Raw genomic sequence first — 26,114 nt, forward strand, 5'->3', positions numbered from 1 at the left:
CGCGCAAAGCTTAGCGCGCAGCACCGGAATCAGTCGTCGCCGCTCACAGCCTCAGGAGCCGCAGGTGACCTTGTCCCCCGCGGCATAGGTCCACGAGTAATCCTCGGTTTTGGCCATCTCCCCGTTCTTGTAGAACACCCGTTTCCATGTGGCCGTGAAGCCCTGAATAGGGGCCTGGGGCTCGCATCCCGGGGTGTTCACGACACGTTCCCCGCCCGAGTAGTAGTTGGACTTCACCGGCTCCGTCGACTCCACCTTGTCCCATGTCGGGCGGGACCAGATCCGGAAGGTGAGGCTTCCCTTGCCGCCCGGTGTGGAGGGGGTGTTCACGCCCTGTATGTAGGCCGGATAGTCGGTGTTGTTCCTGAACTTCATGTCGAAGCTGCCGTAGTAGATGGTGGCCTCGCGGCCTGCCGGGTAGCGGTCGAAGTAGAGCGTGTGGGGCCGGTGTTCGACGTCCTCGTAGCCCGCGAAGAAGCCGGCGTTGTACATGGTGGTTGCTGCCTGTGAAATACCGCCGCCGGATTCCTTGACCAGCAGGCCGCCATTGATGACGTAACCGTCTGTGAAACCATTGGCCGGGGTGCGGGGCCCCAAGGTGTCGTTGAGGCTGAATGTCTCACCGGGAAGGAGGACCTTGCCGTTGATGAGTTCGGCTGCACGCCCCAAATTCGTGTTCCGGTAGTCGGCGTGCGGGTAGTAGGTGGTGAATTCTCCGATCACCTGGGTGGGTTTGAGGGCTTCTGCCTGCTCGGTGGAGAACTCGGCGGACCCTTCGAGGACCTCGACGGTGGTGGTCCGGGCATCACCGCTCTGGGCGGCCGCCTGGGTGACGCCCTCCGCCAGGCCTTTCATGTCGAGCTGCTGGCCGCCCTCGGCGGGCACCACCTCGACGGTGTCCCCGTTGAGGGTGTAACCGGCATTCTTTCCTGCTACCAGGCCGAGATCGGCACGGGCCTCGGCGGTCACCTTGAGGAGCTGCTCCGGGTTGAGGTGTGGAACCAGTTTGCCGTCCTCGGCCACGAAGGTGGTGACCGCAGCGATCTGCTCCGGGCTCACCTGGAAACTCTTGTCACGGGCCTTGACCGTGACGGGCCCGGACAACGCCGGGGTCGCGAAGTTTGCAACCGCCTCGTCCACCATGGCCGATGTGACTGCCGGTGCCTGCGCCCTCGTGGTGGGCGCGACCTCGCGGACCCCCGACTTCATGGCCTCGGCCACCGTCGCACTGGTGGCCTCGACGTCCAGGACCGTCGAATCGGTCGACTCGGTGCGACTGATGGCGCCGTCCACGAAGGCGAGGGTGGCGTCGGTCCCCTCGACCGTGAAGACCGGGGCGTGGGTGGTCAGCGTCTCCTTGAGTTTCTCGGAGTCGACGTTCTTCGGCAGCTCCGTCGGGCCGCCGCCGAGAAGGGTCTTGAACACGTCAACCGGATTCAGGCTCGCTCCTCCGGCCGCTTTCACTGCGCCCGCGTAGTCGACGCTCAAGCCGCTGTCCAAGGGCACGAGTTCGGCGGAGTGTCCCTTGCCGTCGGTCACGGTCATCGTCGCCTCGTACCGGACCCCCAACTCGGTGCGCAGGCGCTGCTCGGCCTCGGCGGGGTGCAGCCCTCCGATGCTCACTCCTTCAACCGTGGTGTTGGTCGGCACCTTGTCACCAGCCATGAAATAGGCTGCCGCGTAGGCACCGCCCAACAGCACGACGAGTCCGATGCCACTGCCTATCAACCACTTCCTGCGCCGCGATGGGGGTTTCTTGCTGGTCAACTCCGGTCCTTCTCTTGTCACTGCTCACGGGGAATGAGCCCGCCCCATGGTACGCGAGTAGGCTGTCACGTTGGCCGGGGGCAGCAGGAAGGAGACGACGTGGGAATCACGACACGGCTGAGAAATACCGGGTTGCCCCGTACCGCGTGGGTGCTGGCATCCACGACTTTCCTGGTCGCCGTCGGTTTCGGGGTAGTGATCCCGGTGCTGAGCCCCTTCGCACGCACCTTCGGAGCCGACAACTTCCAGCTCGGACTGGTGGTCTCCATGTTCGCCCTGATGCGGCTCATCAGCAGCCCGTTCGTCACCCGGATCGGGCAACTGGCCGGGGAACGCAACGCGATCACCCTGGGAATGGTCATCGTCGCCACCACGACCTTCGGGGTCGCGCTGTCGCCCAATCTGTCGTGGATGATCACGGTGAGGGCACTCGGTGGTATCGGTTCCGCGATGTTCACCATCGCGGCCATGAACCTACTGATCTCCACCACCCCCCAGCACCTGAGGGGGCGCGCCTCCGGCCTGAACCAGGGAGGTTTCCTGCTCGGCAACATGGCTGGCCCGGCGATCGGGGGTCTACTGGGTTCGATTTCCCTGCACGCGCCCTTCTACTTCTACTCGGGAATGCTGCTGGTGGCCGGGTTGTTCGCTCTCCTGCTGCTCCCGGCCAGATGTGATCCCTTACCGACCGCGGCGAAGGAGACACGAACGCTCCGGGAGGTCTCGAGAGACATCCGCTACCGGGCCGCCTGTCTTCTCGGGTTCGCCCAGGGTTGGCAGTCGATCGGGGTCCGCTCCGCGCTGATCCCGGTGATCATCACCGAGACGTACGTCCTGGAAACCGGCTGGACCGGGATGGCCTTCGCAATCGCTGCGGCGTTCCAGGCCGCGGCACTGACCCCGGCCGGGCTGGCAACCGACCGGATCGGACGCAAACCGGTCATGGTGACGAGCGGATTGGTGTGTGGCCTGTCGGCCATCGCCATGCCCTTCGCCCCCGGGATCTGGGTGCTCGTTCCGTTGCTGTGCATCTACGGGATCGGCGCGGCCATGCAGGGCACCGCTCCGGCCGCCGCAGTTGGGGACGCCTCGGGCGGGCGAGGTGGCACATCGGTCGCGGTCTATTCCATGATCGTCGATCTGGGGGCGATCATCGGCCCCGTTGCCGTCGGCTGGCTGGTGGATGTCACCAACTACCAGGTGGGTTTCGCCGTCGGTGGTGCGCTCCTGCTGATGGGGAGTTTCACCGCATCCCTGATCCCGCGGAAACTGGACCGGTCATTCCTGACCCCCCCATCCTCCGCAAACGACGACACCTGAGACATCAGTCCTCGAACTCGATCCCCAGCGCCTTCAGGAGGGGCCAGGAATCGGACGGGCTCAGCCTCAGCCCCGTCGTCCGGTTCTCCCTGGGGTCGAACGCGTAGTTGAAGGATCCGACGAGGCTGGCCCCGTCGAGATCGGTTCGGTGGAATCTGGTCCCTCGCAGGTCGCAGCCGTTCATCCTGGCCTTGGTGAGTCGCACCTCGGAGAAATCCGCCTCGCGGATCGAGCAGTCGATGAATTGGGAACGCGCCAGGTTCACCCCCACGAACCAGCAAAAGTCCATACCGCAGCGCAGGAACTCCATCGGACCGGCGAACTGGTTGACGTGCGAGAGCGCCCAGTTGGTCCCGGAGAGTTTCGTGCCGGTGAATCTGCACTCCCCCAGGCTGGCGTCCGTCAGATCCGTGCCGGAAAGATTGCAGTCCTCGAAGCGACACCCGGTGAAGGACGCACCCACCAGGACAGCTCTTTCCAGGTTCGCACCCTTGAAAACGCAGCCCTCGAACTCGAAATCCCGCAGCCCCGCCCCGGGCAGGTTTCCCTCGATCGCGGCGCCGATCACCGATCCCGGAGGGGTGCCCACCAGTTCCGCCAGGGACAGCGCGGGCACCGGGTCAGCGCACCTCGATGCAGAAGGGCAGGCTCAAAACGCCACGGATCGGGAGCCCGACCAGTTCGGCGGCCCGCGTCAACAGGTCGTCGGCCGTCGGGAGGCCGATCCGGGTGGATTCGGCACGGTGTTCGCTGGAGCGCGCGGGAATGATCCTCTCCAGCACGGTGCCGACCCCGATCCTGGCCGGTGTGGCCTCCTCGGGGTCGATGTCCGCCAGCGCACAGGCACGCCGCCAGGCCAGGCGCCAGTCCCCGACGTGATCCACCAGGCCGCGTTCGCAGGCATCGGCGCCGCTCCACACCCTGCCGCGAGCCAGTGATTCCAGGTGCTCGTGATCCATGGCGCGGTCCTGTGCGGCCAAGGTGGTGAACTGCTGGTAGATGCGGTCGAGTTCCGCGTTCAGGCGATCCCAGTCCTCGGGGGAGAACTCCGTGGCCGAGCTGAGTAGACCCGCCGCCGCCCCGATCCGGATCGATTCCCGTTTCAGTCCCATTTTCTCGTACAGTCCCCGGGTGACGAACTTGCCGGCCAGAACACCGATGGAACCGGTCAGCGTTGTCGCGTGGGCGACGATCTCGTTGCAGGGCATCGAGACGTAGTAGCCGCCCGAGGCGGCCAGGGCGCCCATCCGGGCCACCACGGGACGGCCGGATTCCCGGAGCCGCACGATGCTCCGGCGGATGAAATCGGAGGCGACGGCTGACCCGCCGGGGCTGTCAACATCGAAAAGCACCGCTTTGATCTGATCGTCGCGCAGGGCGGCGCGAAGGTGTTCGTCCACCACATCGGCACCGGCGCTGGGGCCGGTGAGGGTTCCGGGACGTCCCCGGCCGGTCTCGATCGGGCCGCGCAGGGTCACGACCGCAACCTTCGGCCGGTCCCTCCGGAGCGCCACTGCGAGGTTGGGACGCGCCTGGTAGCGGGATGCGTAGAGCAGGTCCTCGGGTTTCGCGGTCCATTCGGCGAGTGCCTTGGCGTAGGCCTCGTCGCGATAGCCGATCTCGTCGATGAGACCCAGCTCCTTGGCGCGTTCCGGCACCACCGGGGAGTCGTTGACGGCCTCCCACACGGTTTCCAGCGCAACCCCCCGGCGCCTGGCGACGACCGCCACTGCGTCGTCCACGGCGGACTGGCCCAGACGATGGGTCATCTCCCGGTTGGCCTCGCTGATGTCTGACGCCGCGAACTGGTCCGCCGCGGTCTTGTACTCGTAACGTTGCCCGAACTGCGGAGTGACCCCGACTTTCTCCAGCAACCCGCGGAAAAGGGTGATGCTGACCTCGACACCGCCGATACCGAGCGCGCCGGTGGGCTGGAGCCAGACGGTGTGGCACGCCGTGGCCAGCTTGTAGGCGGCCAAGGAGTTGCCGAGTTCCCCGAACGACTCGGCCCATGCCATGGTCGGCCTTCTCGTCGCGAAGTCCTCGATCATGTGGGCGATCTCGTCCATCACCGTCATCGGTTGGCCGCAGTCCACGGCATGGACGATCAGCCCGGCGACACGTTCGTCCTTGGCCGCTTCCTCGAGGTGGTCGCGAAGATCACTGACGGCAGTCGCACCCACCACCTGGAGCATCTGCAAGGGGTTCCGCGGGAAGGTTTCCAGTACCCCCCGCGCCAGGTCGAGCTCGAGCACGATGCGTCGAGTGGGGCGGGGCAGCTTGTCGAGGAGGGACTTGAGCACCATGCGACAAGCCTACCGACAGCCGCCAACACCCCACTCGGGAAACATGTCAGGGCAGAGTTCTCAGAGCACGGAACGCGCCGTCTTGATCACGTTCTCGACGGTGAACCCGTACTCCTCGAAGCACTTCGTCCCGGCGGCCGAGGCCCCGAAACTCTCGATGCTGACGCTGGCCCCGGCATCACCGACGTACCTGCCCCAGCCCATGGCGATGCCGGCCTCGATGGAGACCCTGGCCTTCACGTCCCTGGGCAGCACCGACTCGCGGTATTCGAGGTCCTGCTCGTCGAACCATTCCATGCAGGGCATGGACACCACACGGGTGGGGACGTTGTCCTCCTCCAGTTTCGCAGCGGCCTCGAGGGCCAGGGCAACCTCGGAACCGGACGCGACCAGAATCAGTTTCGGTTTGTCGGAGGCCTCCTTCAGCACGTAGCCACCCCGAGCGACCCCCTCCGCGGAGGAGTACTCATCGCCGCGCGCCACGATGCGCAGGTCCTGACGGGACAGGATGATCCCCGCGGGACGATCGGTGCGGCGCAGGATCTCACCCCACGCGACGGAGGTCTCGTTGGCGTCAGCGGGACGCACCACGTCCAGGTTGGGGATGGCACGCAGAGACGCGAGGTGCTCCACGGGCTGGTGGGTGGGTCCGTCCTCGCCGACCCCGATTGAGTCGTGGCTCCACACGAAGATGGTGGGCAGGCTCATCAGGGCGGCCAGGCGAACCGCGGGACGCATGTAATCGGCGAACACCATGAACGTGCCCCCGTAGGCCCGGGTCAGACCCGACAGGACGATGCCGTTGAGGATGCCGCCCATCGCGTGTTCGCGGACTCCGAAGTGGAGGATGCGCCCGTAGGGGCTCCCGGGCCAGTCCTCGGTCTGCCGCGCATCGGGCAGGAAACTCAGCTCATCCTTCATGGTGGTGTTGTTGGAGCCCGCCAGGTCAGCGGATCCGCCCCACAATTCCGGCAACTGCGGGGCCAGCGCGGACAGCACTTCCCCGGAGGCCTTGCGGGTGGACATCATGCCCTCCTCGAAGACCGGAAGCTTCAGATCGGCCGGGAGTTTGCGGGAACGAACCCGCTCGAGCAGGGTGGCACGCTCGGGGTTGGCGGCCTTCCATGCCTCGAACCTCTCGTCCCATTCGGCGCGGTCCGTCCTGCCACGGGACGCCGCGTTGGCCCGGGCGTGGGCGACGGCCTCCTCGTCGACCGCGAAGGGTTCCGCCGGGAAGCCGAGTTTCTCCTTGAGGGCGGCGATCTCGTCGGCCCCGATCCTGGAACCGTGGATGGCGTGGTGTCCGGCCTTGTTCGGCAGCGGCCAGCCGATGACGGTGTCGAGTTTGATGATCGAGGGTTTGTCCCTGACGGCCTTGGCCGCCCGGATGGCCGAGAGCAGCGCGTCGAGGTCCTCCTCGTAACCGGTTCCGCCGTTGGTCCAATCGACTTCCTGGGTGTGCCAGCCAAGTGCGTCATAGCGACCCAGGACGTCCTCGGTGAAGGCGATGTTGGTGTCACCCTCGATGGTGATCCTGTTGGCGTCGTAGATCACGATGAGATTGCCGAGATCCTGGGTGGCCGCCAGCGACGAGGCCTCCGCGGCCACGCCCTCCTGGAGACAGCCGTCCCCGACGAGGCAGTAGACGAAGTGGTCGAAGACCGACCTGCCCTCGGGGGCGTCCGGATCGAAAAGCCCGCGTTCCCGGCGCGCGGCCATGGCCATGCCGACCGCGTTGCTGATGCCCGCGCCGAGGGGCCCGGTGGTGCACTCGACGAACCGGGTGTGGCCGTACTCGGGGTGTCCCGCACACTTGGAACCCCAGGTCCGCAGCGACTTCAGGTCGTCGAGTTCGAGATCGGCGCCGGCGAGGTAGAGCTGGCAGTACTGGGCCAGGGAGGCGTGTCCGATCGACAGGACGAAGCGGTCGCGGCCGAGCCACTTGTCATCGGTCGGATCCACCTTCATGACCTTCTGGTAGAGCAGGTAGGCCACGGGGGCCAGTGAGATCGGGGTGCCGGGGTGGCCGTTGCCGACCTTCTCCACGGCGTCGGCGGCGAGGATCCTCGCCGTGTCAACGGCTCGGGTGTCCAGTTCGGTCCAGTCGAGGGTCATGTTCTGTCCTTTGAGCTCCTGAGAGGTGGGGCAACTGCGCCCGCAAGCCCCACACTATCGGATTGTTAACGTGAACACCTGCGTTGGATCAGGTGTCGGTGACGTTGAGGGAAAGCCCTGCCCACTGGGGCAGCGCGGTGAGCGAGGCCTCTTCGCCTGCCTCGGTCTCGTCCTCCGGGGAAACCGTCCCGGGAACCGATCCGGGGGTTATGGGACGGATGGTCTCCCCCAGCGCCTCACGGACGAGGCGTCCGAGGTCAGAACCACCTTCGGAATCGTGAGTGCGGATCTCAGCCATGGCCCGGATTTTACTTGGGATCGCCGGCGATCAGTCCAGGGGTGGCCTGGCGGACCAGGGAAACACGATCCAGCGGTTGGTTTTCCTCCAGCAGAAGTCGGGTTTCACGATCGTGGCAGGTTTGGAGTAGAGCACCGCGCTGCGCACATCGGCCCCGAATCCCCGCAGCAGCTTCACCACCAGCGAGAGGGTGCGCCCCGAGTCCGCGACGTCGTCCACCACGAGAAGCTGCCTTCCTGCGATGGATTCGGTGTCCAGCATGGGGGCCAGCAGAACCGGGTCGGGGAGGGTCTGGTGCACGTCGGTGTAGAACTCGACGTTGATCGCGTCGGTGAGCTTCACCCCGAGCCGGTAGGTCAACGCCCCGGCAGGGATCATGCCACCCCGGGCGATCGCAATGATCACCGAGGGGCGGAACCCGGATTCGTGGACCTGGAGCGCGAGGTCGTCGGCGGCCTGCCCGAGCCCCTCCCAGGTGAGCACCTCCCTGCCCTCGTGGTCGCTGGTGTCGCCGTGGTAAGCCATGGCGGAATGCTACCGAGTCAGTCGATGTGGTGGGTGACGAACACGACGTCCAGCCAGCGCCCGAACTTCCTGCCGACCTCCGGGAGCACGGCCGACTCCGCGAATCCCAGGCTCTTGTGGAAGGCTCGGGAGGCAGCGTTGTCGGCGTCGAGGACACCGACCATGACGTGGACCCCGCGACCCCGGGCATGGTCGAGGAGGGCACCCAGCAGCATCCGGCCGGCCCCGTTCGAACGGCTTCCCTCGGCCACGTAGACGGAGTGCTCGACGGTGTGAAGGTAGGCCGCCTTGTCGCGGAACGGCCCGTAGCTGGCGAACCCGACCACCCGGCCGTCCTCCTCGAGGACCAGGACGGGATGTCCTTGGTTCCGCAGCCGCTCGAACCAGGCCGTGCGCTCCTCGAGGGTGACCGGCTCGATGTCGTAGGAGGCGGTGGTGGCCACGCCACCCTCGTTGTAGATCTCCACGATGGCCGGGAGGTCCTCATGGCTGGCGGAACGGATCACTGGAGGCATGGATTCATGCTAGGAGCTCCCCGACCGCGACACCTCAGGGCCGGTAACCGAGAAGCAGCCGGGCCGTTTCCTCGTCCGTGGCCAGGGCCGAGACGAGCCCGGTGCGCAGGCTCGCGTGCAGGGCGGGCACCTTGGCGACCCCCAGGCCACCAGGAGGGCGAGGTCGATCCCCGCCAGCCGCGCATGACCGCGGCCTGTTCCGAGGCCAACGTCGCGGGGCTCCTCTCCCAGCTGGGCCGCCGCACGTCCTGGTGCTCGGTTCTGCTGCACAGTGACCTGGCGGAACGATCCGCGAGTGAACAGATCGATGCGCGGCCCCTCACCGGGAACCAGAAGAACCTGATCTCCCTGGTCATCATCGTCAACATCTCCGAGTTCTTCGACATGTTCCTGAGCGGCCTGCTGGCGGGCCTGGCTTCCGTTTTCACTCCTCTCGGTTTGCTGCTGGGTGCCCAGGCCCAGCAATGGCTCGCCGCTCCCCTCGGCTGGCGGGGGCTGATCGCGCTGGGGGCCCTGCCCGTCCTGCTGCTGATCTGGCTGCGCCAGATGCCCGAGTCGCCACGCTTCCTCCAGATCACCGGGCGCAACGACGAGGCGAGGTCGGCCTATGCCTGGGCCCTGCAGATCCCGGCGGACCAGGTGGGTGCGCTTCCCGAGATCGAGGCCACGAGCAAATCGTCGTTCGGTGTCGTGTTCCGGAAGTACCCGAAGCAACTCGCCATCATCACCCTCGGGTCGTTCAGTTTCATCCTGGGTTCCTTCACGGTCCAGTCCTGGGGGCAGACCCTCCTCAAGGACGGCTTCGGTTTCGAAGCGGCCATCGTGGGCGGGTTGTTCACCATCGTGTCGGTGGCTGACATGTTCGGGCGCCTCGGATCGGCGTGGCTGGCCGACCGGATCGGGCGCCGCTGGGTGATGCTGAGCTTCGGCCTGCTGGGAGCGGTCGGCTGCGTGATAGCCGCGCTCGCGCAGGATCCGTGGCTGTTCTTCGCCGGAATCCTGATCGTCATGACCTTCGGGGACGGCGCGTTCGGCATCCTGAACGCCTTCGGGTCGGAGCAGTTCCCCAACGAGGCACGATCCACCGGGCTGGGGCTCGGCTACGGCATCGGCGCGATGGCCAAGGTGGTCGGGCCGTTCCTGATGAGTGCCCTCATCGGCGGGGACGCCATCCAGCAGAACGTCACCCGCGACGCCGTACCTCCCGCCTTCTACCTGTTCGCCGCGCTCCTGGTGATCGGCGGCGTGCTCTACCTGTTCGCCAGGGAGACCCGCAACGTCTCCCTGGAGAAGATCTGATCACCGAGGACCATTCATGCGGCGTTGAGCATCTTCGTCGGTGGTGAAGGAAATCCCTCCGCGTGCCCGAGTCATCGGAGCACACGGAGGGATTCTTCACCACGGCAGGGAAACTGATCGAGCGCGACTACTCGGGTCGCAGGATCATGGTGTCCCGCGTCGCCCCGGCGACGGCCTCACGGCTGAAGGGCCAGTCGAAGAAGTCTCCCTCCGCCCAGGCCTCGAACTGATCCGCGACGTGTGACGACCAGGGGTGGCCGGAGCTTCCCGAGGAGATCACCCACCGGGCCTGGTCGACGTCGCTCATGTCCACCGCCATGCGCATGGAGGGGCCACCCAACACCTCGTAGTCCACCTGCCCGTTGTCCTTGACCCTCGTGTCATAGGCAGTCGCGTTGGGAATTTCGGGGCCCCCACCGATAGCTCGCGGTTTCCGGCTGAAGTGGTCCCTGACAAACCACGGCAGGCCCTCACCTCCCAGGATCTGGTGCCTCGGGGTCTGGACGTGGAGGTCGCCCCACCGCCACGTGGTGTGGTCCCGGCCCAGTCGGGCGATCAGCTCGGCATCGGTCTCGGCGTAGGCGCGGCGCATGATCTGAGCTGCGTCCTCCACCTCGGGGGTGTTCTTGTCGTCCCACAGTGGGTTCTGGGGTTCGGCAATCAGTTTCCCCATCAACTGGGGACCGAGATCGTACCCGTTCTCACCCAGATCATCTGCCAGAGCCTCCTTGCCGAGGTGCGAGTAGAGCGACGCCATGATCATCGCCCCCGACTCGTCAACGGCGTAATGGCCGCCCCGCTCATGCCAGCGGGCCAGTTCCGATTGCAGTTCCTTGTGGCGTTCATCGTTCAGCTCCACCGCGGTCAGGGCAGGGGCGAGCTCCTGGGCCTGTGGCGAGCCGTCGAGGAGCATGATTTTCGATGCCTCCTCCAGCGTGACGGGGCCCTGAGCGGTGAGTTGCGCGATGGCGTCGTACATCTGCTGGGAGCGATACCCTGCAACGTAGAAGGCGATACCGAGGTAGGGTCCGCTGGCCTCGGGCGTGACCGGCTGGTTCGCCGGGACGATGATCCCGTCGGCCGGGTTGAGCACGGCCGGCATGTCCGAGGGTGCGTAGAATCCCTGCCAGTCGTAGCTGGAATCCCAGCCGGGACGCGGCCAGCGCCCATCGGCCCCCAGGTTGTCCGCCTCGTGGGCGACACCGGCGCGCCCGTCGGCCGGGGCCTTGACGGGCCGCACCGGGTGCTTGCCCGGGGCCTGGTAGCCGATGTCGCCGGAGGCGGTGGCGAACAGGATGTTCTCCGCCGGAGCCTCCATCAGGGCGGCCGCGGCCGAGACCTCCGCGGCATTCGTGGCGCGGCTGAGCGCTATGAACGACTCGCCGGTCCTGCCGGGCATCAGAGCGGTCCACTGCAGGGCCACCGAGAGGTTCTCCGACGCACCGGGAACCGGCCTGAACTCCTCGTCCGGTGCGAGCAGCCCGGAGACGACGGGGCCGTGCACCGAGGTGCGTACCTTGATCTCGACGTCCTCGCCTCCAGCGACCCGGATCGTCTCGGTACGGGTCTCATAGGCAAGGCATTTGCCGTCGCGTTGATAGGAATTCTCGCCGACGTTCTTCTCGACCACCAGGTCGCTGACGTCACCACCAAGATTGGTCAGTCCCCAGGCCAGGTCAGCATTGCGACCGATCACGACTCCCGGTATGCCGGCCATGGAGAATCCGGAGACGTCGAAGGTGCATTCACCGTTCAGCTGCTCGCAGTGCAGACCGACCTGGAACCAGAGCGAAGGGTAGGCGATCTGAAGGTGGGGATCGTTGCCGATGATGGGTTTCCCGGAGGCGGTGTGCTGCCCTGAGATCACGAACGAGTTCGATCCGATCCCCGGGCCGTCGCCCAGCAGGTGCGGCACGGCCTCCATCGCCTGCTGGACGCTCTGGAGCGCTCCGGTGGCGTCGCCGGAACTCAGCGAGGGGGCTTCACCGTCGGTCCCGGGCGACTGCGAAAGGAGCTGATCGGGCTCGGGGCAGTCCTCGGGATTCGTTTCCTGGGTTGCCAGCGGCAGCGGCTCGGCCACCGGGTACTCGGCTCGGGGCCGCAGGTTGCTCCCCGTCGTCTCCTGCCCGATGATCGGCCTGCGTTTCTCCTCCTCGAACCGCGGGAACAGTTCCTCCACCGCCGACGGACTACCCAGTTTCTGCAGGTACCCCATGCGGAGGATCTCGGACGTATGGGTGTTGCTCAGACCCGAATTCAGCTGCTTGAGCGAGACCAGCGAATCGACGCCGGTCCACGGCTCGATGTCGGCTACGGGCAGACTCAGGCCCAGCACGGCGTACTCGTTGGCCAGCTGCCACGGCTGCTTTCCCGCTATGTAGGCGTTGACGCCCTCGGCGTAGGCCTCGTAGAACCCGCGGACCTCAGCTGACAGCAGGTCCCATTCCTGCTCCGCCACCCGGCGCAACCCCATGGTGCGCATCGTGATGTCCGGTTCCTTTCCGGACTCCCCCACGAGTTCCGCCAATCGACCGGAGGCCAGGTGACGCGACAGGTCCATCTGGAAGAAACGCTCCTGGGCATGCACGTATCCCTGCGCGAAGAACAGGTCGTGGTCGGTGGTGGCGTAGATGTGGGGTACGGCCTGGTCGTCGCGCAACACCCGGATCTCGGAGCGCGGCCCGCGCAGGGTGACCTCCCCCGAGTGTTTCGGCAAGGGACCATTGAGCACCACCACCACGATGGTGGTTGCCGCCAGGGCCAAGCCGACCACGAGACCGAGAACCGTGAACAGCACCCGCCGAAGCGTTCGCTTCTTGACAAATTTTCTCTCCATGAGTCCTCTCTTCGATGCCCTCCCCGCTCCGCTCGTCAATAAGCGGATTCCTCTGGAAAAACTACGCCGCCGAAAGCGACCCAGGCATCGACCGAGAGGCCCCATTTCCGGTGAAATTCCTTACGATCTGCGATGCACGTTCTTTACGACCTGCGATGCGAGTTCCTTGCGACTTGCGGTGTAAGACTCACAGCTCCTGCCGCTACAGGAAGTTCCCAGGGCCTACCCTGGCTTTGGCCCCGGCCAGCATGTGTGGACGGGAACTTCACGGGGCAAGACTTGAAGGGTTCCGCTCACGCCCCCGCGACCTTCTCCGCCGATGCCCAGCCCGCGAGGTCTCCCTTGTTGATCGCGAGGGCGATCATCTCGGGGAAGGCGTCAGGGGTGCAGGCGAACGACGGGATACCCATGGCGGCCAGGCTGCCCGCCACGTCGTGGTTGTAGCCGGGGGTGCCGTCGTCGTCGAGGGCGAGCAGGGTCACCATCGTGACCCCTTGCCGCTGGAACTGGGCCATCCTGCGCAGCATCTGCTCGGAGTTGACGTCGTAGAGGTCGCTGATCAGGACCATCACGGTCTCCCGGGGGCGCTGCACCAGGTGTTCGCAGTACGCGAGGGCCCTGCTGGTGTCCGTGCCGCCGCCGAGCTGGGTGCCGAAGATGACGTCGACGGGGTCGCTGAGCTGGTCGGTGAGGTCCACGACAGATGTGTCGTAGACCACCAGGTGGGTTTTCACCGCCTTGATGGAGGCCAGCACCGCGGCGAAGATGCTGGCGTAGACCACCGACGTCGCCATGGACCCCGATTGGTCGACCACCAGCATGATCTCCCGCTGGAAACCGTTGTGTTTCCGGCCGTAGCCGATGAGGCGTTCGGGCACGACGGTGTTCAGCTCGGGAAGGTAGTTGCCCAGGTTCGCAGCGATCGTCCGTGACCAGTTGATGTCGTTCAGGCGAGGCCGGTTGGTGCGGGCGGCCCGGTTCAGCGCCCCCCGGACCGCCTGCTGCACCTTGTCGGCGAGCTTCTCCTCCACCTGCTTGACCACCCGGGCCACGACCTCGCGGGCGCTGGCCCTGGCCTTCTGCGGCATGACCCGCCCCAGGCCGGCCAGGGTGGCCACCAGGTGCACGTCAGCCTCGACGGTCTCGAGCATCTCCGGTTCCAGCAGCAGCTGCTTGAGGCCCAGCCGGTCGATGGCGTCGGCCTGCATCACCTGCACCACCCGTGACGGGAAATAGGTGCGGATGTCACCGAGCCACCGCGCCACCCTCGGCGCCGATGTGCCGAGCCCGGCGTGTCGTTTCTGCCCGTCACCGCCCTGGTTGTCGTAGAGGGCGGCCAGGGCGGCATCCATGGCGGTGTCCTGCCGGGACAGGACGTCCTCGGCGCCATCCGGGGCGGCACCCAGCAGCAGCCGCCAGCGCCGGTCGCGTTCGTCGTTCATCGTGCGCTCTCCAGGATCTCGTCAACGGTTGCGAGCACCGCCGCGAACTCGGTCAGGTCCGGTTCCTCCTCGGCCACCGGCTCGGCTCCGTCGAGGTTTGCGACCTTCCCCGCCAGGGCCCGCCGTTCGGGCCGTTCCCAGCCGCCGAAGGCGCGCCGGACCACGGGAAGCACGTCGGTGAACGATTCATCCGACAACCCCGTCACCCAGGCGTCGATCACCTTCAGCAGGGCCGGGGAGTGGAGCAGCAGCAGCGAACTGCCCGACAGCACTCCCTCGGCCCAGGCCGCCTGTTCGCCCGGCGGATGACCTCCCGACAGGGCCAGTGACAGCCGCCGCTGCACCTCCTCGACTCCCATGTCACCACCGTCGAACAACAACCTTACGAGGCGTCCCGCCAGCAGACCGGGAAGGTCGTGACGGTCGGCCGCGGCCAGCAGCGTGTTCCGCCACAGCTGCTGGGCTTGATCCCCGAGCAGCCCGACGGCGGCGTTCGCCTTGTCGATCAGACCCCGGTACCGGTCGGCCGCATCAGGCGCCAGCCCGCTGAGGGCGACGGGAAGGCCCGCGCAGGCGCGCCCCAGGAGGGCGGCGACCACATCCCCCAGGCGTCCGGTCTCGGTGCCGCGCACATCTCCGTAGCGATACGCCTGAACGAGGTCGGGCAGCGCCTCCAGCAGCCGCGCGACGTCGGTTTCGGCCGCCGCCCGGACGTCCAGGAGCCGCAGCAGCTCGGGCATGGCCGCGGGCAGGTCGGCCGCCAGCGCCCCGTTCACGCCCCGGGTCACCCCGGCCAGGTCACCGACATCGCCCAGCAGCCGGGCCGCCGCCGCGGCCTCTACGGTGTTGCCCCAGCGTGCCGCGTCCACGACGGCGATGGAGAGTTCGGGTTCCCACAGCAGGCGCCACGTCTCCTTGAAGGTGCCGGTGCCGGAATTTCCGGCAGGCTTTCCCCAGTCGATGCCGAGGATCCTCAGGCGCCTGAGGAAACAGGACCTGGCCAGACCGTTCTCCTTGCGCAGGTCGAGGTCGAGCTCCTTCTCGGTGGCCTCCTGCCTGAGTCTGAGCCGCCGCGCGGTTGCCGTGAGGTCCGCGTCGAACGGGGTGCGGGGCACATCATCCGGCACCTCCCCGAGCAGTTCGCCGACGATCGCCTCCCGGGTGACCAGGTCGAGGGCTAGGTCGCTGCCCTCGCACAGCACCGCCAGGGTGGCCTCCTGCACCTCGGGCAGCCCGGGCATGGGGCGGCCACGCAGCACGGCGAGGGCATCGGCCAGCCGGATGCCCTCGATGATGTGGGCGGACGATGTGGGCAGGTCGTGTTCACGCAGCACGGCGCCGACGTGGGTCAGCCAGCGTTCGACGGGACGGTCGGGGGCGGTGAACAGGTGGTGGTACCAGCCGGGGGAACGAACCCCTGCCCCGTAACCGGAGGAGGCTGCCAGCCTGCCGTGGGACCATGGCACCCAGGTGAGCTGGGTTCTCACCTTGGGCAGCTGTTTCAGCAGCGCATTGTCGTCGGCCACTTTCACCTTCGCGGTCAGCGCCGGGACGTGATAGGCCCCGCACACCACCGCGATCTTCTCGTGGGCGCGTTTCGCCGCGCGCAGCGCCTTGCGCATGTGGGCCTCGCGCAGCAGGGTCTCCTCGTCATCGACACCGTCCTCACGGACGGCGGCCATGGCCTCTGCAATCACGTCGAAGACGTCCTCGTCACGCTGCTCGACGAGATCCTCCCACCAGCGTTCGGGATCGTCATACCCGGCGGCCCCGGCCAACAGGCCCAGCGGGTCCGATTCCGCCGCGTGTTCCTCGCGGGAGCGGGCGAGGCCGAGCGAGCTGGGAAGGTCGATGAACGACGCCGGACGGGAATTGCGGCTGGCCCATTCGAGGGCCTGCCATTCGGGTGAGAAGGTTGCGAACGGCCAGAACGCGGCCCGCGCGGGTTCGCCGACCACCCATGCCAGCAGCGCGACCGGGGGTTTCAGGCCTGCCACGTGGGAGACCATCGTGTCAGCGTCCGCGGGTCCCTCGATGAGGATCGCGTCGGGGGTGAAATCGTCGAGGGCGCGCAGCAGCGACCGGGCCGACCCCGGTCCGTGGTGGCGGATCCCGTAGATCCGGATCTCGCTCATGGACGGTCCTCGATCACCGCGCCACCTGGCGGCAGGCCCGGTAGAAGTCCTTCCAGTCGGCACGTTCCCGCACCACGGTCTGGAGGTATTCCTGCCAGATCACCTGGTCGGCGACCGGGTCCTTGACGACGGCGCCGACGATGCCCGCCGCAACGTCCTCGGCACGCAGCACACCGTCGCCGAAGTGCGCGGCCAGCGCCAGCCCGTTGGTCACCACCGAGATGGCCTCGGCGGCGCTGAGGGTCGCGGACGGGGTTTTCAGGGAGGTCTTGTTGTCCTCGGTGTGGCCCTGCCTCAGCTCACGGAAGACCGTCACGACGCGGCGGATCTCGGCGATCGCGTCGGTGGCCTCGGGCAGATCCAGGGAACGTCCCAGCTCTGCCACGCGTTTGGTGACGATCCCGAGTTCCTCCTCGGCGCTCGAGGGGAGCGGCAGCACGACGGTGTTGAACCTGCGCCGCAGGGCGCTGGAGAGGTCGTTGACGCCGCGGTCCCGATCGTTGGCGGTGGCGATCAGGTTGAATCCGGGGCGGGCCTGCACCTCCATGCCCAGCTCCGGCACGGGCAGTGTCTTCTCGCTGAGGGTGGTGATCATGCCGTCCTGGACATCGGATGGCATCCGGGTGAGTTCCTCGACCCGGGCGATGGCGCCGCGTTCCATCGCAGTCATGATCGGTGAGGCCACCAGCGCCGCCTCCGAGGGGCCCTCCGCAAGCAGGCGGGCGTAGTTCCAGCCGTAGCGAACGGCCTCCTCCGCCGTACCGGCGGTGCCCTGCACCAGCAGCGTCGAGTCACCGGAGACCGCGGCCGCGAGGTGCTCGGAGACCCACGATTTCGCGGTGCCCGGTACCCCCAGCAGCAGCAGGGCCCGGTCTGTGGCCAGCGTCGCCACGGCGACCTCGATCAACCGTCGGTTGCCGACGTATTTCGGAGTGATCCGTGTCCCGTCGGGCAGTGTGGTACCCATCAGGTACTGCACCACCGCCCAGGGTGAGAGCCGCCAGTTGAACGGGCGCGGTTTGTCGTCGGCCTTCGCCAGGGCTTCGAGTTCGTGGGCGAAGGCCTGTTCGGCGTGTGGGCGAAGCACGGTCTCGGTCATCTGGGCTCCTCGGGGTGGGCAATGGTTTCGTGGATGTGCTGGCGAAGGGTCAGGGCGGCGACGGCATCCCGCATGACGCGCTGCCCGAACTGGGAGACGCCGGATTCCCCGCTCAGCGCTGCGAGGCGGGACAACAGATCGGGAATGCACCGTGGAACGGTGGAGAACGCCAGGAGCTGAGTGGCGTTCTGGTGGACACCGGCCCTGGCTTTCACGCAGGCCCGGATGCCGTCCAGAACCGCGTCGACCGCCTCGGGACCGAGGCGTAGTCCGTCCCGCTGCTGCGACAGCAGCCGACTGCACAGGTCAGTGAACTGCGCGGGTTTGGTGGCGCGGATCGAATCTGCCAGGAAGGTGTCGCGGGCCTCGGGCGGCAGGAGCAGAGCGAGGGCCGGGTCGGGATGCTCGACGAGCAGCTCCCGGGCAGCATCGGCGTCACCCCAGCGGAGCACGGCGCCGGTCAGGGCCGGAAGGAGCGGAACCGGTTCGTCGCCCAGCAGCGCGCCGGGGGCGAGTTCTCGGACGCTGAAACCCAGCTCCACCCAGCACTTCGGCGGTATCACCTCGACGAGGCGCTGCACCCGCCCAGCAGGGCCCTTGGCGGTGCTCATCAACGCGACCTCGGCATGGAAATCGGCGGCCAGGTCCTTCTCGGGAGGCTCGACGGCGACGATGGAACGTTTCGGGGCCCGCAGTTTCCCGAGCAGCCCCTTCCGGGGTTTCTCCGCCCATGCGAAACATCTGCGGGCCAGTTCAATCGCACGGGCGAGGTAGGCCGAGCCCTCGAGCCGGGCCAGAAGCCCGGCGGCGGTGCGGCCCACTTCCCCGGACCGGTCCCGCAGGAAACCCTCGAGAAGTTCCTCGTCATCCGACCCCAGACCCACCTCGAGGGCGGCGACGAACCGGGCCCTGTCGGCCGCTTTCTCCTTGCGGGTCTGCTCGACCAGCGCCCGTCCAGCGGCGGCATCGGTGGCACGCACGTGCCGCAGCCACGCGACGCGTTCGGGGAGGGTGCCCTCGTCCCAGTCCAGCGGATCCGGTTCGGTCACGGCCCAGGTTCGTAGCCAGGTGCCACCAAGCCCGGCCAGCCAGCGGCCACGGGATCCCAGCACGGCGGGGAGTGCGGATGCGATGTGCCGGTTGTTGTCCGCGACCTCCAGCAGCGGGACGATGAGTCTCGTGGGCAGCACCAGCCCTGCCTCGGCGAGCAGGGTCAACGCCTCGGCCAGGATCGGGAAACGCATCACCGGCGGACGCGCGAGGACCGCGTTCACCGTGGTGATGAAGGTCTCCGGGGGTTGGGCGCTTTCCTGCTGCGGTGCGGCCGCCGGCACCGACAGGTCGCGGGTGCGAACGCTGGCGCGGTGCACGGCCGCCTGACGGGCGGCGTGATCGAGCAGCTCCGGTTCGGGGTTGCCGATCAGGGCGGACGTGATGAGCCGAGAGGATTTCACAGTGGAAACACCGTCGCTTCCCGCAGATATGCAACGGGCCGCAGGCCGTCGGCGGAGAGCTCTCCGAACACGGTGGCGGAGGTGGTTCCCAGTTCGGCGAACAGGCGCCAATGGTCGGTGGTGTCGCCGGCCAGGGGGACGGCCTGCCCCGCGATCAGCCACGCCCCGTCGTCCCAGGTCAGCGACCCGTGGATGGCGACCGGCCAGGCGTCGCACCACGGATCGGCGGCCACCGCGTCCCGCAACTGCCCGGCGGCCGTGACGACGTCATCGCCCACGATGTCCCAGCCGTCGACCCGCCGGGACTCGGCGCGCTTGGCGCCGACAACCGCTCGCAGCCGGGGCCGCCCGGGATAGAAGTGGAGGTCGGCATCGATCTCGGAACCCGGTTGGAGGCCGGTGTCGAACCCGTCGCCGGACCGGGCGAAGAACAGCACGAGGGCGCGGGCGCCGGTGTCGCGGCCCCACAGCCAGACGCGCCGCACGCTGACCTGCTCCTCGTCGGCATCGCGCATGCCCAGCACCACCCAGCGATCCTTGAAGCCGGGGGTCGCGAGCACGTCCTCGGTGCGGGTGCTCAACCCGATGCGGGATCGCACGGTCGCGACGAGATCACCGGGCAATTTCTCGCGCCCGACCCAGGCCCTGGCCAGGAGGTGCAGGGAACCGTACTCGTCGACGACGCGGGCCGGCCAGTCGCCCGACGACGGCTGGGCGGCGAGTTCCCGGAGCCGCGAGGCCACGCCCGGGGCCTGCGCATCCACCATGCGTGCCGCCATGTGCTCCAGGCGCCGCGACCGATCCTCGGCGTGGGTGGCCAGGCCCTCGCGGAGCTGGTCGGCCAGGAAGCGGTCGAGCTCGGCCAGGCCGTCGGTGATTCTCTCCTCGCGTTGCGCGGCTCTCCTTGCGGCGGCCGCCTTCTGTTCCTCGGTTCGTTGTCTCGGCTCGGTTTTCCCGGTCGCGCGGGTCTCGCGCGCATCCGCCCACCGGGAAGCGAACTCGGCCACCTCACCGGATTCGGAAACCTGGCCCTGGGCCCACAGGAACAACAGGGCGAGGGCATGTTTGCAGGGAAACTTGCGGCTGGGGCAGGAGCACTTGTAGGCGGGCGAGGCCACGTCGATGCTCACCCGGTACGGCGTCCTTCCCGACCCTTGGCAGGCGCCCCACAGCAGATCCCCCCGGAATCCGATCTCGGACCACGGACCCGGTGCGGCGAGTTTGCGGCCTGCCTTGATCGACGATGCGTCGGGGGCGGCTGCCTCGACCCGGTCCACTGTCCACGGTTCACCCATGGGTCCCGAGAGTAACGGGCACCACCGACACGAAGCCTCCCGGGAATTGACCGGGATCAATGCTCAATCGGCGGAAGGAGCAGCAGGAGAACGCTGCCGTGGATTGTTCGTCTTGCACCCTCGGGCTCCGGAGCCACCGAGACCGTGACCTGTCCGGCGTTCACAGGACCACCACCGATCGCAGTACCTCGCCCCGTTTCATCCGGTCGAAAGCGTTCTCCACCTCGTCGAGGACGATCTCCTCGCTGACGAAGGCGTCGAGATCCAACCGTCCCCGCAGGTACAGGTCCGTCAGAACCGGGAAGTCGCGGCTGGGCAGGCAGTCGCCGTACCAGCTCGCTTTCAGGGAGCCGCCGCGGCTGAATACGTCGAGCAGCGGGATCCGGGGCACCTTTTTATCGGGGGTGGGTACTCCGACCAGTACGACGGTTCCCGCCAGGTCGCGGGCGTAGAAGGCCTGCTCCCAGGTTTGCGGCACACCGACGGCGTCGATCACCACATCGGCCCCGAAGCCTCCGGTGAGGTCGCGGATCGCAGTCACGGGATCCCGGTGCCGGCCGTCCACGACGTCGGTGGCCCCCAGGTCACGGGCCCAGCGGAGTTTCCTCTCGTCACGGTCGACCGCGATGACCCGTCCCGCCCCTGCGAGCGACGCGCCGGCGATGGCCGCGCAGCCGACTCCGCCGCAACCGATCACCGCGACGTTCTCGCCGCGCCTCACGTTCCCGGTGTTGATGGCGGCCCCGAGTCCCGCCATCACGCCGCAACCCAGCAGTCCCACGGCGGCCGGGCGCGCCGCGGGGTCGACCTTGGTGCACTGCCCGGAGTGGACGAGGGTTTTCTCGGCGAAGGCCCCGATCCCGAGCGCCGGGGTGAGTTCCGTGCCGTCGGTGAGGGTCATTCTCCGGGACGCGTTGAAGGTGGCGAAGCAGTACTGGGGTTCGCCCCGCCTGCACGCCCGGCAGGTGCCGCACACGGCCCGCCAGTTCAGCACCACGAAATCCCCCGGGGACACGGTGGTCACCTCGTCGCCGACGCGGTCCACGATCCCCGCCGCCTCGTGTCCCAGCAGGAACGGGAAGTCGTCGTTGATGCCGCCGTCCCGGTAGTGCAGGTCGGTGTGGCAGACCCCGCAGGTGAGAATCCTCACGACCGCGTCCCCCGGACCGGGCTCGGGTATGACAATCTCCTCGACCGTCACGGGTGCCCCCTGTGACATTGCTATCAGGCCACGTGTTGTTTCCATGTCTTCGAGGCTATGCACGGATCCGGCCCCGAAAACCCCTGCGGCCGGGTTCACAGGGAACCCACAGCCCGGGGATGGCGTTCCCCCGGTGCGCGAATCGTGGTTCCGGCACCGGGCGATCACGCTCGGCCCCCTCCGCCGGCTTCGTGGAAGAATCGGGGACGTCATGACGAACCTCAACGATCTCCTGCCCTCGGATCCCTCCCCCGACGCCCTCCTCGATGTCTTCACCGGCTGGGTGGAGTCCTCGGGCATCTCGCTGTACTCGCACCAGGAGGAATCGCTGCTGGCGGTCCTCGCGGGCGACAACGTCATCGTCACCACACCCACGGGATCCGGGAAGTCGTTGATCGCACTCGGCGCCCACTTCGCGGCCTTGGCGGAGGACCGCCGCACTTGGTACACCGCCCCCATCAAGGCCTTGGTGAACGAGAAGTTCTTCGCCCTGTGCGAAGCTTTCGGGGCCGAGCGGGTCGGGATGGTGACGGGGGACGCCTCGGTCAACGCCGATGCGCCGATCGTCTGCTGCACCGCCGAGATCCTGGCGAACCTGGCGCTGCGGGAGGGGCGCGACGCCGATGTCGGGCAGGTGGTGATGGACGAGTTCCACTTCCTCGCCGAACCGGAACGCGGCTGGGCGTGGCAGGTTCCGCTGGTGGAGCTCCCGCAGGCACAGTTCGTGATCATGTCGGCGACCCTCGGGGATGTGACGGAACTGGCCGGCGACCTGACCCGGCGCACCGGCCGCGAAACGGCCGTGATCGGCGGTGCGACCCGTCCCGTCCCGCTCACCTACCGCTGGTCGCTGACGCCGCTCCACGAAACCATCACGGAGATCGTCGAAACCCACCAGGCGCCCGTCTACATCGTCCACCCCACCCAGGGGGCGGCCGTCGAGCAGGCGATGGCCCTGCTCAGCCAGGGGGTGGTGCGCAAGGCCGGTGCCGCGGTCCCGGAGGAGTTGAAACAGGCCATCACGGGGTTCCCGTTCGCCGGTGGTTTCGGGGCGACGCTGTCCAAGCTGCTGCGAGGTGGGATCGGGGTCCACCACGCCGGGATGCTGCCGCGCTACCGGCGATTGGTGGAGCAACTGGCCCAGCGGGGACTGCTGGCGGTGATCTGCGGCACCGACACCCTGGGGGTGGGCATCAACGTCCCCATCCGCACCGTGCTGTTCAGCTCCCTGACGAAGTTCGACGGCCGGCGCCAACGGGTGCTGCGCAGCCGCGAGTTCCACCAGATCGCGGGCCGCGCGGGCCGGGCAGGTTTCGATTCCATCGGCAATGTCGTCGCCCAGGCCCCCGAGCACGAGGTGGAGAACGCCCGGATCCTGGCCAGGCACCAAGGGGACGAGAAGAAACTGCGGTCGGTGCGGCGCAAGAAACCGCCGGAGGGCTTCGTCAACTACACGGAGGCCACCTTCACCAAACTGATCGGCTCTTCCCCGGAACAGTTGCACGCCCGGATGAGGATCAGCCACGCCCTGCTGCTGAACCTGTTGCAGCGGGACGAGGAGACCAGCGCCGCGGTCATCCGCCTGATCGACTCCACCGACCCGGAACCGAAGGCGCGCCGGGCCATGCTGCGCCGCGCCGCAGGGCTCGGCCGGTCGCTGCTGCGGGCCGGGGTGATCACCCGTCTGCCCGAACCGACCCCCGGCGGTCGCCGCTACCGGTTGAACGTCGACCTGCAGCGCGACTTCGCGCTGAACCAGCCTCTGTCGGCCTTCGCCCTGGCGGTGGTCGAAACCCTCGACCCGGGCTCCCCCGACTACGCCCTCGACGTGGTCTCCGTGATCGAGGCGACCCTGGAGGACCCCCGGGTGGTGCTGCTGGCCCAGCAGTTCAGGGCGCGCGGCCAGGCGGTGGCGGAGATGAAGGCCGACGGCTGGGACTACGAGGAACGCATGGAGGCCCTGGAGGAGATCACCTGGCCCCAGCCCCTGGCCGAACTGCTGGAACGGGCCCACCTCGAGTACTCGGTGGCACATCCCTGGCTGTCGGAGAACCCGGTCAGCCCGAAGTCGGTGGTGCGGGACATGTACACCCGGGGCATGACCTTCGGCGAGTACGTGGCCCACTACAAGTTGCAGCGCACCGAGGGGTTGTTGCTGCGCTACCTCACCGATGCCTACCGGGCGTTGCGGCAGAGCATTCCCGAGGGGCTGCGCACCGAGGAGCTGGATGACCTGATCGCCTGGCTGGGTGAGGTCACCAGGCTGGTGGACTCGTCGCTGCTGGACGAGTGGAACGAACTCGCGACCCTGTCCGGGGTTCCCGTCGAGCAGCGGGTCGAGGTGGCTCCCCCGAGCCGGCCCGTCACGGGCAACGAACGCGCCTTCAGGGTGATGGTGCGAAACGCCATGTGGCGGCGTGTGGAGTTGTGCGCCGACGACGACGTGGACGGTTTGACCGCCCTGACCAGCGGAGATCCCATGACCCGGAAACGTTGGGACGACGCCCTGGGGGATTACTGGGACGAGCACGAGGACATTGGCGTCGGCGCGGATGCGCGCGGCCCCGCGTTCTTCGTCGTCGAACCGAAACGGGGCGGCAGACTCTGGGAGGTGCGTCAGATCATCGACGACCCCGCGGGCAACCGCGACTGGTCCATTCTCGCCACCGCCGATCTCGACGCCTGCGACGAGGCCGGGGAACTCGTGCTGCGCACCCTGGACTTCAGCCGGCTGGATGGTTGAGCAGGGGCAGGATCCGTTCGGTGAACAGAGGTGCCCACCCGGGTTGCGGGGAGGCCGGGTCCACGAAACGGGTCTCCTCTATCTCGGCCCGCGGTTCCGGGAGCCGGTCGAGGGGTTCGGGTGCGCGGAAGACGTCGGCGAGAACGACGGTGTCGGCCTCGTTGGCTGCCGGGGCGCGAAACCTTCCCAACGGCAGCAGCTCCTCCGGGTTGAGTTCCAGGCCCAGTTCCTCACGCAGCTCGCGGGCGGCGCACCGATCCGGGGTTTCCCCCGGTTCGGGTTTCCCACCGGGGTTGAGGAAGGAGTCCGTGCCGCGTTTGCGGACCATCAGCACCCGGCCCGCCGTATCTGTGAGGACCACGGCGCTGACCCGGATCTCCCCCGGCCGACGCATCCTCGTGTGCGGGATACCCGCCTCCTGGTATTCCGGACCCACCGGCTCGAATCCGAATCCGCGGTAGAGCGGAACCACGTGACTCTGCGAGTGGATCACGATCGGCTGCCCACCGAACCGTCCCAGCACGGCGGCGACCAGGGCGCGCGCCAGGCCTTCGCCGCGCCTGCCGGCCCTGACGGCCACTCTCCCGAAGGACCGGGTCGCTCCCAGTTCGGGTTCGTCGAGCACCACCGTGCGCAGGTATCCCGCGCAACCGGCTTCGTCGGGGATCCACCAGTGGAGGGTGGCCGGGTGTCGGTCGAGGTCGTCGAGGTCGGGAACGTCGATGCGTTGCTCCACGAAGAACACCTCGGATCTCAGCGATGCGATCCCGAAGAACTCGTCCCGGGTCAGTTCTTCCCAGCTCCTGACCTGAATCGGGACCTCCACGACTCCCTCCATTCCCCGACCATCGCCAGAATCCCGCAAGTAACCACGCAACCGCCGCTTTGGTGGCGTGGCGTAACCTTGAGATTACAGGTGTTTTCTAGGAGTGATGTGCTGTGAGCCTGGGTGGTTTGTTGCTCATGATGATTGTGGCCGGGATGGTTTTCCTGGCTCTGAGGGGGTCGCGCGCGTTGAACGGGGGGCAACAGCCACAACAGCTCATCAACCCGGGACCGGTTCGGTACGGCGAAACCCCAATCGGGGATGCGGCACGCGCTTCCTTGGATGCCGACATCACGCGTTTCGGCGACGAGTTGCGCGATCTCGACCTGGACGTGGTCGGTATCGAGTTGAGCGAGGAGGCCCGGGCGAATTACTCGGAGGCCCTCGATGCCTATGAGAACGCCAAGCAGGCCATGAATCAGGCGCGTTACGAATCCGATGCCACCGCCATCGCCCACATCCTCGAGGAGGGGCGTTACGCGATGGCCTGTGTGAAGTCCCGCGCCCAGGGCCAACCGGTGCCGGAACGCAGGCCACCGTGTTTCTTCGACCCGGCCCACGGGCCCTCCACCAGGAACGTCACCTGGGCTCCCCTCGGCGGCGCGCCACGCGAGGTTCCGGCCTGCGCGCTCGACGCGGCCCGGGTCACATCCGGGGCGGATCCGCACATCCGTATGGTCCAGCAGGGCTACCAGGCGGTGCCGTACTGGCAGGATCAGGGGCACGCCGCCTACGCGCGTGGTTACTACGAACCCTACGGGCTGGATCCGGTGGTCCAGGGACTGGCGAAGGGTGCGTTGCTGTTCGGTGGGTTCTCCCTCCTGATGGGGCTCCTCGACGACTGACCCGTTCGGCACCGGTTTTCCGGTGCCGGCAGCCCATGGCCCCGGGGACGCACAGGCCCGCCCGGTGGCGGGAGGCCCGGCCATGCGGAAAAA

General features: G+C 67.6%; 20 protein-coding genes. 4 read left to right on the forward strand and 16 right to left on the reverse strand.

Going from position 1 to position 26,114, the window contains the following annotated elements; translation table 11 throughout:
- Window positions 1-51 precede the first annotated feature (51 nt).
- Window positions 52-1,767 (reverse strand): VanW family protein, encoded by a 1,716-nt coding sequence (locus E0E39_RS09005; protein WP_130874441.1) that lies wholly within the window; start codon window positions 1,765-1,767, stop codon window positions 52-54.
- A 99-nt stretch (window positions 1,768-1,866) separates the two neighbouring features.
- Here E0E39_RS09005 and E0E39_RS09010 point away from each other — a divergent pair, with 99 nt between their 5' ends.
- On the forward strand, window positions 1,867-3,087 hold the full coding sequence (locus E0E39_RS09010; RefSeq protein WP_165444711.1) for an MFS transporter: 1,221 nt from the start codon (window positions 1,867-1,869) through the stop codon (window positions 3,085-3,087).
- Between the two features lie 4 nt (window positions 3,088-3,091).
- Here E0E39_RS09010 and E0E39_RS09015 read toward each other — a convergent pair whose 3' ends face one another.
- From E0E39_RS09015 to E0E39_RS16155, 7 genes are all read right to left on the reverse strand, one after another.
- The gene (locus E0E39_RS09015) at window positions 3,092-3,703 is read right to left on the reverse strand and encodes a pentapeptide repeat-containing protein (RefSeq protein ID WP_130874443.1); all 612 of its coding nucleotides are present in this window, start codon (window positions 3,701-3,703) and stop codon (window positions 3,092-3,094) included.
- Window positions 3,704-3,707: 4 nt separating this feature from the next.
- Entirely contained in the window at window positions 3,708-5,393 is a 1,686-nt protein-coding gene (gene sppA, locus E0E39_RS09020) for a signal peptide peptidase SppA (RefSeq protein WP_130874444.1), read from the reverse strand.
- A gap of 60 nt (window positions 5,394-5,453) precedes the next feature.
- Window positions 5,454-7,508 (reverse strand): transketolase, encoded by a 2,055-nt coding sequence (gene tkt / locus E0E39_RS09025; protein ID WP_130874445.1) that lies wholly within the window; start codon window positions 7,506-7,508, stop codon window positions 5,454-5,456.
- An 88-nt stretch (window positions 7,509-7,596) separates the two neighbouring features.
- Entirely contained in the window at window positions 7,597-7,806 is a 210-nt protein-coding gene (locus tag E0E39_RS09030; RefSeq protein WP_130874446.1) for a hypothetical protein, read from the reverse strand.
- A 30-nt stretch (window positions 7,807-7,836) separates the two neighbouring features.
- Window positions 7,837-8,331 carry a phosphoribosyltransferase gene (locus E0E39_RS09035; protein WP_130874447.1) on the reverse strand — a complete coding sequence of 165 codons (495 nt, stop codon included), beginning with the start codon at window positions 8,329-8,331 and terminating at the stop codon, window positions 7,837-7,839.
- Between the two features lie 17 nt (window positions 8,332-8,348).
- On the reverse strand, window positions 8,349-8,846 hold the full coding sequence (locus E0E39_RS09040; RefSeq protein WP_165444712.1) for a GNAT family N-acetyltransferase: 498 nt from the start codon (window positions 8,844-8,846) through the stop codon (window positions 8,349-8,351).
- Window positions 8,847-8,880: 34 nt separating this feature from the next.
- Entirely contained in the window at window positions 8,881-8,976 is a 96-nt protein-coding gene (locus tag E0E39_RS16155) for a sugar-binding domain-containing protein (RefSeq protein WP_207302463.1), read from the reverse strand.
- A 53-nt stretch (window positions 8,977-9,029) separates the two neighbouring features.
- On the opposite strand from E0E39_RS16155, the gene E0E39_RS09050 reads away from it, so the two are divergent.
- Window positions 9,030-10,145: an MFS transporter gene (locus E0E39_RS09050; protein ID WP_245988265.1), complete on the forward strand. Its 1,116-nt coding sequence runs from the start codon at window positions 9,030-9,032 to the stop codon at window positions 10,143-10,145.
- A 127-nt stretch (window positions 10,146-10,272) separates the two neighbouring features.
- Here E0E39_RS09050 and E0E39_RS09055 read toward each other — a convergent pair whose 3' ends face one another.
- The 7 genes from E0E39_RS09055 to E0E39_RS09085 form a co-directional block, all read right to left on the reverse strand.
- A complete protein-coding gene (locus E0E39_RS09055; protein ID WP_130874449.1) occupies window positions 10,273-12,981 on the reverse strand; it encodes a penicillin acylase family protein in 2,709 nt (902 codons plus the stop codon).
- 293 nt (window positions 12,982-13,274) lie between these two features.
- Window positions 13,275-14,423, reverse strand: coding sequence for a VWA domain-containing protein (locus tag E0E39_RS09060; protein ID WP_130874450.1), 1,149 nt, complete (start codon window positions 14,421-14,423; stop codon window positions 13,275-13,277).
- A complete protein-coding gene (locus E0E39_RS09065) occupies window positions 14,420-16,558 on the reverse strand; it encodes a DUF5682 family protein (protein ID WP_130874451.1) in 2,139 nt (712 codons plus the stop codon). Before E0E39_RS09065 ends, E0E39_RS09060 begins: the two co-directional genes overlap by 4 nt.
- Window positions 16,559-16,571: 13 nt before the next feature.
- Complete coding sequence (locus tag E0E39_RS09070) at window positions 16,572-17,657, reverse strand: ATP-binding protein (RefSeq protein WP_130874452.1); 1,086 nt, start codon at window positions 17,655-17,657, stop codon at window positions 16,572-16,574.
- Window positions 17,654-19,111, reverse strand: a complete 1,458-nt coding sequence (locus tag E0E39_RS09075; RefSeq protein ID WP_130874453.1) for a DUF5691 domain-containing protein — start codon at window positions 19,109-19,111, stop codon at window positions 17,654-17,656. Before E0E39_RS09075 ends, E0E39_RS09070 begins: the two co-directional genes overlap by 4 nt.
- Window positions 19,108-20,406, reverse strand: coding sequence for an SWIM zinc finger family protein (locus E0E39_RS09080; protein ID WP_130874454.1), 1,299 nt, complete (start codon window positions 20,404-20,406; stop codon window positions 19,108-19,110). Before E0E39_RS09080 ends, E0E39_RS09075 begins: the two co-directional genes overlap by 4 nt.
- A gap of 160 nt (window positions 20,407-20,566) precedes the next feature.
- Window positions 20,567-21,652 carry an S-(hydroxymethyl)mycothiol dehydrogenase gene (locus E0E39_RS09085; RefSeq protein WP_130874455.1) on the reverse strand — a complete coding sequence of 362 codons (1,086 nt, stop codon included), beginning with the start codon at window positions 21,650-21,652 and terminating at the stop codon, window positions 20,567-20,569.
- 166 nt (window positions 21,653-21,818) lie between these two features.
- Here E0E39_RS09085 and E0E39_RS09090 point away from each other — a divergent pair, with 166 nt between their 5' ends.
- Entirely contained in the window at window positions 21,819-24,350 is a 2,532-nt protein-coding gene (locus tag E0E39_RS09090) for a DEAD/DEAH box helicase (RefSeq protein WP_130874456.1), read from the forward strand.
- Here the strand turns inward: E0E39_RS09090 and E0E39_RS15775 are convergent.
- Entirely contained in the window at window positions 24,331-25,176 is an 846-nt protein-coding gene (locus E0E39_RS15775; RefSeq protein ID WP_165444713.1) for a GNAT family N-acetyltransferase, read from the reverse strand. The genes E0E39_RS09090 and E0E39_RS15775 overlap by 20 nt on opposite strands.
- 137 nt (window positions 25,177-25,313) lie before the next feature.
- Between E0E39_RS15775 and E0E39_RS09100 the strand changes: the two genes are divergently transcribed.
- Complete coding sequence (locus E0E39_RS09100) at window positions 25,314-26,021, forward strand: hypothetical protein (RefSeq protein WP_130874457.1); 708 nt, start codon at window positions 25,314-25,316, stop codon at window positions 26,019-26,021.
- Window positions 26,022-26,114: the final 93 nt, after the last annotated feature.

This window comes from [Pseudopropionibacterium] massiliense (assembly GCF_900607225.1).
Lineage (GTDB): Bacteria > Actinomycetota > Actinomycetes > Propionibacteriales > Propionibacteriaceae > Arachnia > Arachnia massiliensis.

Excerpts from the sequence above, each read along its gene's own strand:
- E0E39_RS09080 (WP_130874454.1), bottom strand. The coding sequence starts at position 20,406 with ATGGGTGAACCGTGGACAGTGGACCGGGTCGAGGCAGCCGCCCCCGAC.
- E0E39_RS09040 (WP_165444712.1), bottom strand. The coding sequence starts at position 8,846 with ATGCCTCCAGTGATCCGTTCCGCCAGCCATGAGGACCTCCCGGCCATC.
- E0E39_RS09070 (WP_130874452.1), bottom strand. The coding sequence starts at position 17,657 with ATGACCGAGACCGTGCTTCGCCCACACGCCGAACAGGCCTTCGCCCAC.
- E0E39_RS09030 (WP_130874446.1), bottom strand. The coding sequence starts at position 7,806 with ATGGCTGAGATCCGCACTCACGATTCCGAAGGTGGTTCTGACCTCGGA.
- E0E39_RS09055 (WP_130874449.1), bottom strand. The coding sequence starts at position 12,981 with ATGGAGAGAAAATTTGTCAAGAAGCGAACGCTTCGGCGGGTGCTGTTC.
- E0E39_RS09060 (WP_130874450.1), bottom strand. The coding sequence starts at position 14,423 with ATGAACGACGAACGCGACCGGCGCTGGCGGCTGCTGCTGGGTGCCGCC.
- E0E39_RS09035 (WP_130874447.1), bottom strand. The coding sequence starts at position 8,331 with ATGGCTTACCACGGCGACACCAGCGACCACGAGGGCAGGGAGGTGCTC.
- E0E39_RS09090 (WP_130874456.1), top strand. The coding sequence starts at position 21,819 with ATGACGAACCTCAACGATCTCCTGCCCTCGGATCCCTCCCCCGACGCC.
- tkt (WP_130874445.1), bottom strand. The coding sequence starts at position 7,508 with ATGACCCTCGACTGGACCGAACTGGACACCCGAGCCGTTGACACGGCG.
- E0E39_RS09085 (WP_130874455.1), bottom strand. The coding sequence starts at position 21,652 with ATGGAAACAACACGTGGCCTGATAGCAATGTCACAGGGGGCACCCGTG.
- E0E39_RS09050 (WP_245988265.1), top strand. The coding sequence starts at position 9,030 with ATGACCGCGGCCTGTTCCGAGGCCAACGTCGCGGGGCTCCTCTCCCAG.
- E0E39_RS09100 (WP_130874457.1), top strand. The coding sequence starts at position 25,314 with ATGATGATTGTGGCCGGGATGGTTTTCCTGGCTCTGAGGGGGTCGCGC.
- sppA (WP_130874444.1), bottom strand. The coding sequence starts at position 5,393 with ATGGTGCTCAAGTCCCTCCTCGACAAGCTGCCCCGCCCCACTCGACGC.
- E0E39_RS09065 (WP_130874451.1), bottom strand. The coding sequence starts at position 16,558 with ATGAGCGAGATCCGGATCTACGGGATCCGCCACCACGGACCGGGGTCG.